This is a genomic window from Alteromonas sp. Cnat3-28 (assembly GCF_022348265.1).
Taxonomy (GTDB): domain Bacteria; phylum Pseudomonadota; class Gammaproteobacteria; order Enterobacterales; family Alteromonadaceae; genus Alteromonas; species Alteromonas macleodii.
Map to the genome: position 1 here is coordinate 187,677 of NZ_JAKREY010000009.1, position 7,493 is coordinate 195,169.

The window sequence follows — 7,493 nt, forward strand, 5'->3', positions numbered from 1 at the left end:
CTCGTGTAGGGCGATTTTCGCTTTTTGAAGTACGTTTTGAAATAGGCTAGAGATTAAAATGGTCTTATTTATAGCGATGAATGTGTTTAATTTTGGTTTCACCGCGCGTACACTAGAGGTAGTTTAATTTAGTTACCTTGTTATTTACTCAATGTTTTACTGGCTTTTGTTAGATTGAGAAAGCCGTGAATTGAATGACTAAGCAGCACAGGATTAAGGAGTTAGTTTGTTAGAAGATAGTTTCGGTAGACAGTTTCATTATTTACGTTTGTCAGTGACCGAAGCGTGCAACTTTCGTTGTCAGTACTGTTTGCCAGACGGATATGAAGGCCCGACGAGCGATCAGTTTATGACGCTAAACGAAATTGATACCTTGCTCAAAGCGTTCGCTAAGCTAGGTACGTCGAAAGTGCGCCTAACAGGCGGCGAACCAACGCTGCGAAGAGACTTTCTTGATATTTTACAGCTAACAAGTAATACGCCTGGTATCGAACGTGTAGCGATGACAACACACGGAGCGCGAATGGAAAAGTTTGCGCATCAGTGGAAAGAAGCAGGGTTACACCAAGTAAATGTAAGTATTGACAGTTTAGATCCCCGTCAGTTTGCCGCTATAACAGGACAAGACAAACTTAAAGCTGTACTTCGAGGGTTAGACGCAGCGATTGATGCCGGCTTAGACGTGAAAGTGAACTCTGTCTTACTCAACGATTTTTCAGATAGCCGTCTTCATAGGTTTCTTGCTTGGCTAAAAGATATGCCAGTAACGCTCCGGTTTATAGAACTAATGGAGACAGGCGACTTAAATCAGTTTTTCAATAAGCAACATCAAAGTGGTACGCCGCTAAAAAGTACGTTGTTAGAAATGGGCTGGCAGCCTTTGTTGCGTAGAAAAGATGCGGGGCCAGCGCAAGAGTTTTACCACCCTGACTATGCCGGTAAAATTGGCTTAATCATGCCTTACAGCAAAGATTTTTGTAAAACTTGTAATCGATTACGTGTTTCTGCCCCAGGAAAGCTTCACCTATGCTTGTTTAGTGAAAATGGGATAGATATGAGACATCTTCTTGCCACTGGAAATGTGGATGAAGTGGTCGCTTTTTTACAAGATGTGCTGGGTCAAAAACACGAAACACACTATTTGCATGAAGGTAAAACAGGGGCAACCAAGCACCTTGCCATGCTGGGAGGCTAGTTAATTGGCTCTACGTTAAAGGAAAATGTAGGGCAAAATAAATACATCGAATAAGTTTGGTTTGTTGTAAAAATGAGCTATATTCAGCGGTGTAAGTATATTAAAAATAATAACGATAAAGGAAGTATATGCATATCAAGGACAGTGCGCGTCTTTCCTACCATTATATCACCGAACAAGACGCAGACTTTTTATGGGAGCTCGATCAAGATGAGCTTGTCATGAAATATATCAACGGTGGCAAGAAGTCTTCTAAGGAAGATATTCGGGAAATCTTTGTTCCTCGTTTCCAAGCCTATTCCAATCCAGCTCTAGGGTGGGGACTGTGGCGCGTGGAAACGCTAGTCGAAAAGGAAAGCATTGGTTGGATTTTAGTTCGACCCTTTGGCTTTTTTACTCAACACCCCGAAAGTGACAACATGGAACTAGGGTGGCGTTTTAAGCGCCATACGTGGGGCAAGGGCTACGCAACAGAGGCTGCGGAGTCTGTTAAAGAAGCGCTGTATGATATAGGTGTTGAAAAATTCTCTGCTATTGCTAATCCGCAAAATAGTGCGTCTATCAATATTATGAAAAAGCTTGGAATGACGTTTAGTCACGAGCTTGAGTATAAAGACAAACTCTATCACGAGACAGTAGTCGTCTACTCTAATTAAGTAAGCGTATTGGTATAAGAAGGGCGAGGGGAATAACTGACGTTATCATTCGCTCTTTAGAATGCTCTTCACGTTCTCGTAGCGAGAATACTGATCTTCTGACAAAGCTGCCGACTCGAGTGTTTCTCTGCATTTTTTGATGGCCGAAAGGGTGTCGGCAAGCATAGGCGCGTTAGCTTTTCGGGCCCTTACTATTGCTTGAAGGTAGTTAAGCGCAATAGAGGGATTTTTAGGCATGACGCGGAACGCTTGAGCAAATGTTGTGTAAGACTGCTCTAAATTACCCCGTTTATACTGTGCAACGGCGGTGTTGTTAAGTATTTTAGGGCTTAGCGTAATCGCTTCTTTTTCTTCTTTCTCTTGTTTTAAATAGGTGGCCATGAGGTTTAATTCATCGTTCTCCTCATCCTGCCTTGAGGAAATGGCGTCTAAAATCGCAAGGGACTCTTTCTTCATTCCTACTTCATGAAGGGCTTTGGCTCTATCAAGCAAGGCTTCTGTGGAGTGGTGTTGGGCATGATCTGTGTGAAAATCTGACAACAGCATTTGTGCTTTCACTGTGTCGTCTTTCAAATAATGAAGACGCGCGTCAATCACCGTCAGCTCATCGTTTAAGGCTGCTTTCGGGTGAGCCTTTTTCAACTGTCGCAAATACTCATTAGTTTGTTTAACTATGCTGTTTACGTGTTCGGGCTCAGATGTCATAGCAAAATCAACTCCCGCTCTTGCGGCAGTTAAATAAATATCTGGCTTGTCATGGATAGAGTCTTTCGCGTAGCGGACCACCTTTTTAGCGCTGTTAAACTGACTTTCGTAATCATGGGTGATCCGCGCTAAATTTATCGCTAACTTATGTCTAGCAATGTTTTGAGGTGAGATATTGCACGCCAGCGATGTACACTCCAGCGCTTCGTCAAAAGCTAACTGCTTAATTTGCAGTTTGGCGAGTAAATCATAGGCCTCAAGCGCAGAGTCAGGTCGCATTGCTAACTGGATAACTTCTCTTTCGGCATCGTCCAATTCATTGAGCGCCAACAGACTCTTCGCGATCCCCATTTTTGCCCAGCTAAAATCTTGAACGTTAATTATCGATTCAAAGAAGGCTACGGCTTCTTGAAACCTTTCTGTGATAATCAACAAATCGCCTTTAATCTTCATCGCTAGCGGAAAGTGTTCGGCTTGCTCAGGCTGCAATAGAAAGAACTCAACCTCGGCCAGGGCTTTTTCGTAGTCCTTTTTATCCATGAATGAATAGATATTCTTTAGCGCTTTTTTCCTTGATAAAACTCTGGAAAGTCGCCTGTCTAACTCGTTAACCGAAAAAGGCTTAGCGATAAACTCGTCCGGCTGTAACTCTATGATGGCGTGGACGACTTCTGCTGAGGTATCTGCACTGGTGAAGATGAATGCGCTGGTAAGGGGGAGTGATTGAGTTTCGTTTAGTTGCTCAAGTAAAAAATAACCGCCTTGTTCAGAGCGCAAATTATAAGAGCAGATAATGGCGTCATAATCATGTTCTTGCAGTGCCGAAAGGGCATGAGAGGGCCTATCAACATAGTTCATGTTCTTGAAACCTAACTGCTCAAGTGCGTAGTGCATATGGCTTTTCGCCAGCACCTGGTCTTCAGCAATTAACAACTTAGTATTTCTAGCTAAGTGTAGTTTCATCAATTAGTAGCCTCTGAAACATGAGAACCCTTATTTTTCTTACCATATCACGGTAAGTGCACCTTAAGTATAGTTCTTTATGGAGGCTATCGCATAATGGAAGCTGCTCGTAGCTGAATTTCAGTACTGGTTATTGATAATGATTGCTGGGTTTGGTGTAGGAGTAGCCAAAATGCTTTAACGTGACAGCGACTAAGACAGAGTTAGATTACTGTGTTTCTAAAGATTGATATATTGAGAGGGATGGTGGACGCTACTGGGCTTGAACCAGTGACCCTCGCCTTGTAAGGGCGATGCTCTCCCAACTGAGCTAAGCGTCCGTATTTTTGATTTCTCTATTTAACCACGGTGAGGAAGTGGTGGACGCTACTGGGCTTGAACCAGTGACCCTCGCCTTGTAAGGGCGATGCTCTCCCAACTGAGCTAAGCGTCCATATTTTTTATTTCACTGTTTAACCACGGTGAAGAAGTGGTGGACGCTACTGGGCTTGAACCAGTGACCCTCGCCTTGTAAGGGCGATGCTCTCCCAACTGAGCTAAGCGTCCATATTTTTTGATTTCACTGTTTAACCACGGTGAAGAAGTGGTGGACGCTACTGGGCTTGAACCAGTGACCCTCGCCTTGTAAGGGCGATGCTCTCCCAACTGAGCTAAGCGTCCATATTTCTTTAAAGCTTGCCTAAGCAAGTGGGGCGGTATTATAGAGTCGGTTCCGTTAGTGTCAACAATAAAATTAAAGAAAAATGACTGTGTGCCCGAATTTTAGACACTCTGGCTGCATCTTAACTAAATTGATGAAAAGAACAGCGTTTTTAATCGCGTTTTGAATTCATTGATAAACAAAAACTGCAGTGTGGGTTTACACGAGCCAGTCGGAGTTTGTGGGGGAGCTTGGGTGGACAGTCACTTATTTACCACAAACATATAATTAAATTGGCCTCGCACAATGGGGCTTCGCACAATGGACACACACTCATTTTTTAAAAGAAGAAGTGGCAAACAAGGGCAAAGTGGACACCCACTTATTTTTTCGTAGCTAAACGTTAGTAAACCTAACCAAATAAAAGTGGTGCTTACTTTATTCTTGAAATATCAATTGAATTACCAAGTGGACAGTCACTTATAAAACACGAAACGAAAAAAAAGGAGAGAAGGAGAAAGGACAGACACTCACGTAAACCTGATAAAGTGCGTGCAGAATCTTTTCATTTAAAGTACCTGGTCTTTTCGGACACCCACTTACGTTTTTGAAGCTATTATCGGTTCTGTCACTCTCTGATCGTTGGACTTATCTGAGTGTGTGTCCACTTTAGCAAGAAATGAATTTTGAAAAAGTGGGCTTCAACAATAAGTGTCTGTCCACTTTATAACTCACTTTCTTCGTACCATCTAAACTACTTCAAGAGATTTCTTTTTCCTTCTATTCTTATCTTACTTTTGAAGTCGCGCTTACACTGGTAGAATGCGCCCAACTTTAGAAATACATTAACAATAGAGAGTGACCATGTCGGTTGTTACACGATTTGCACCCAGCCCAACAGGCTATCTTCACGTTGGCGGCGCACGAACTGCGCTTTATTCTTGGCTTCTTGCTAAAAGCAAAGGCGGCGAGTTTGTTCTTCGTATTGAAGATACAGATATCGAGCGTTCAACTGAAGAAGCAAAGCAGGCCATTCTAGACGGAATGCAATGGTTAGGTTTAACGTGGGATACGGGGCCAATCTATCAGACCGAGCGGTTCGATAGATATAAAGAACTTATTCAGCAGCTTTTGGATGAAGGTAAAGCGTATAAATGCTTTATGAGCTCTGAAGAGTTAGATGCGATTCGTGAAGCGCAAAAAGAACGTGGTGAGAAGCCTCGCTACCCAGGCACGTGGAGAGACAGAACGGATCACCCAGAAGGTCAGCCTTTTGTTATCCGCTTCAAAAACCCTCTAGAAGGCAAAGTGGTAATTAATGATCACGTGCGTGGAAAAATCGAGATTAGCAATACTGAGCTAGACGATCTTATTATTCAGCGCTCTGACGGTACCCCTACATATAACTTCTGTGTAGTTGTTGATGATTGGGATATGGGTATTACTCACGTAGTTCGTGGTGAAGACCATATTAATAACACGCCACGTCAAATCAATATTCTTGAAGCGCTTGGTGCACCTGTTCCAGAATATGCTCACGTTTCTATGATTTTGGGTGATGACGGCAAGAAGTTATCTAAGCGTCATGGCGCAGTAAGCGTGATGCAATATCGCGATGATGGTTTCTTACCGCAAGCTGTGCTTAATTACCTTGTTAGGTTGGGGTGGTCTCACGGCGACCAAGAAATTTTCTCAGTTGATGAAATGATTGAGAAATTCAGCTTAGATGCCATTGGGCAATCTGCATCGGCATTTAACACAGAAAAGCTAATCTGGTTGAATCAACACTACATTAAGACATTACCAGCAAGTGAAGTTGCGTCACACGCTAAATGGCACTTTGAAGAGTTGAATGTTGATTTAACGACAGGCCCAGCGCTTGAATCTATAATTGCTATTCAGGCCGATAGAGTAAAAACGCTAAAAGAGTTAGCTGAGATTTCTACGTACTTTTATCAAGACTATGAAGATTTTGATGCGAACGCAGCAAAAAAACACCTTCGCCCAGTCGCTCGCGGCCCATTAGAGCTTGCTAAAGATAAATTAATGGCAATTGAAGAGTGGAACCCAGAAAATATTCAGGCTGCTATAAATAGTACAGCCGAAGAATTGGAAGTGGGCATGGGGAAAGTAGGTATGCCGCTGCGTGTAGCTGTGACAGGTGGTGGTAATTCACCGTCGTTAGATATCACGTTGAATCTTATCTCAAAAGAGAAAATTGGCGAGAGAATCGACAAAGCGCTTACTTTTATAGCAAACAGAGAAAATTCATAAAAAAAGCGTTGACATGACAGGGGGGGATGCCTAGAATGCGCCCCGCTGTCACGGAACAGTCACACAAAATGACTGGTACCATGATGGGGCCATAGCTCAGCTGGGAGAGCGCCTGCATGGCATGCAGGAGGTCGGCGGTTCGATCCCGCCTGGCTCCACCAAGTCACATTGAGATGTGGTTTGATATAGGCTGAAGTTGTTAACGCAGCTTCGGACTGAAAATTCGAAAACTTAGTTTCGAAGAAAGAATTCAGTCCCCTTCGTCTAGAGGCCTAGGACACCGCCCTTTCACGGCGGTAACAGGGGTTCGAATCCCCTAGGGGACGCCATTTTATCGCGTCACAGTCGATTAAAACTGTGAAATAGGCTGGAGTTGATTAATCAACTTCTGACTGAAAGTTTCGGTAAGGAAAAGTCGCTCGGTTCGCTGGCCCACTTCGCCTTGCTGAAAATCTCGAAAGTAAAGCTTTCGAAAGAAGATTTTCAGTCCCCTTCGTCTAGAGGCCTAGGACACCGCCCTTTCACGGCGGTAACAGGGGTTCGAATCCCCTAGGGGACGCCATTTTATCGCGTCACAGTCGATTAAAACTGTGAAATAGGCTGGAGTTGATTATTCAACTTCTGACTGAAAGTTTCGGTAAGGAAAAGTCGCTCAGTTCGCTAGCTCACTTTGCCTTACCGAAAATCTCGAAAGCGGTGCTTTCGAAAGAAGATTTTCAGTCCCCTTCGTCTAGAGGCCTAGGACACCGCCCTTTCACGGCGGTAACAGGGGTTCGAATCCCCTAGGGGACGCCATTTTATCGCGTCACAGTCGATTAAAACTGTGAAATAGGCTGGAGTTGATTATTCAACTTCTGACTGAAAGTTTCGGTAAGGAAAAGTCGCTCAGTTCGCTAGCTCACTTTGCCTTACCGAAAATCTCGAAAGCGGTGCTTTCGAAAGAAGATTTTCAGTCCCCTTCGTCTAGAGGCCTAGGACACCGCCCTTTCACGGCGGTAACAGGGGTTCGAATCCCCTAGGGGACGCCATTTTATCGCGTCACAGTCGATTAAAACTGTGA

At 43.8% G+C, this 7,493-nt stretch carries 4 protein-coding genes and 9 tRNA genes; 8 read left to right on the forward strand and 5 right to left on the reverse strand.

The features are described 5' to 3' along the window. The first annotated feature begins 226 nt into the window (after positions 1–226). Together moaA and MHM87_RS11445 are read left to right on the forward strand one after the other, a co-directional pair. A complete protein-coding gene (moaA, locus tag MHM87_RS11440; RefSeq protein ID WP_061485310.1) occupies positions 227–1,195 on the forward strand; it encodes a GTP 3',8-cyclase MoaA in 969 nt (322 codons plus the stop codon). Between the two features lie 128 nt (positions 1,196–1,323). Continuing rightward, positions 1,324–1,851 (forward strand): GNAT family N-acetyltransferase, encoded by a 528-nt coding sequence (locus tag MHM87_RS11445; RefSeq protein WP_014948922.1) that lies wholly within the window; start codon positions 1,324–1,326, stop codon positions 1,849–1,851. Positions 1,852–1,896: 45 nt separating this feature from the next. Here the strand turns inward: MHM87_RS11445 and MHM87_RS11450 are convergent, their stop codons facing one another. From MHM87_RS11450 to MHM87_RS11470, 5 genes are all read right to left on the reverse strand, one after another. Beyond that, positions 1,897–3,519 carry a response regulator gene (locus tag MHM87_RS11450; RefSeq protein WP_239259143.1) on the reverse strand — a complete coding sequence of 541 codons (1,623 nt, stop codon included), beginning with the start codon at positions 3,517–3,519 and terminating at the stop codon, positions 1,897–1,899. 244 nt (positions 3,520–3,763) lie between these two features. Beyond that, positions 3,764–3,839: transfer RNA gene (locus tag MHM87_RS11455), tRNA-Val, on the reverse strand. Positions 3,840–3,876: 37 nt separating this feature from the next. Then, a tRNA-Val gene (locus MHM87_RS11460) sits at positions 3,877–3,952 on the reverse strand. A gap of 37 nt (positions 3,953–3,989) precedes the next feature. After that, positions 3,990–4,065, reverse strand: a tRNA-Val gene (locus MHM87_RS11465). A gap of 38 nt (positions 4,066–4,103) precedes the next feature. Then, positions 4,104–4,179 (reverse strand) — tRNA-Val (locus tag MHM87_RS11470). Between the two features lie 844 nt (positions 4,180–5,023). Between MHM87_RS11470 and gltX the strand changes: the two genes are divergently transcribed. The 6 genes from gltX (at position 5,024) to MHM87_RS11500 (ending at position 7,461) form a co-directional block, all read left to right on the forward strand. Next, the gene (gene gltX, locus MHM87_RS11475) at positions 5,024–6,433 is read left to right on the forward strand and encodes a glutamate--tRNA ligase (RefSeq protein ID WP_014948924.1); all 1,410 of its coding nucleotides are present in this window, start codon (positions 5,024–5,026) and stop codon (positions 6,431–6,433) included. 85 nt (positions 6,434–6,518) lie between these two features. Continuing rightward, positions 6,519–6,594, forward strand: a tRNA-Ala gene (locus MHM87_RS11480). A gap of 92 nt (positions 6,595–6,686) precedes the next feature. Continuing rightward, a tRNA-Glu gene (locus MHM87_RS11485) sits at positions 6,687–6,762 on the forward strand. A 157-nt stretch (positions 6,763–6,919) separates the two neighbouring features. Continuing rightward, positions 6,920–6,995: transfer RNA gene (locus MHM87_RS11490), tRNA-Glu, on the forward strand. A gap of 157 nt (positions 6,996–7,152) precedes the next feature. Next, positions 7,153–7,228 (forward strand) — tRNA-Glu (locus MHM87_RS11495). Positions 7,229–7,385: 157 nt separating this feature from the next. Continuing rightward, positions 7,386–7,461, forward strand: a tRNA-Glu gene (locus MHM87_RS11500). Positions 7,462–7,493 lie beyond the last annotated feature (32 nt).

Bases quoted from the DNA above. Each gene is read 5' to 3' on its own strand.
- MHM87_RS11450 (WP_239259143.1), bottom strand. From the start codon at position 3,519: ATGAAACTACACTTAGCTAGAAATACTAAGTTGTTAATTGCTGAAGAC.
- gltX (WP_014948924.1), top strand. From the start codon at position 5,024: ATGTCGGTTGTTACACGATTTGCACCCAGCCCAACAGGCTATCTTCAC.
- MHM87_RS11445 (WP_014948922.1), top strand. From the start codon at position 1,324: ATGCATATCAAGGACAGTGCGCGTCTTTCCTACCATTATATCACCGAA.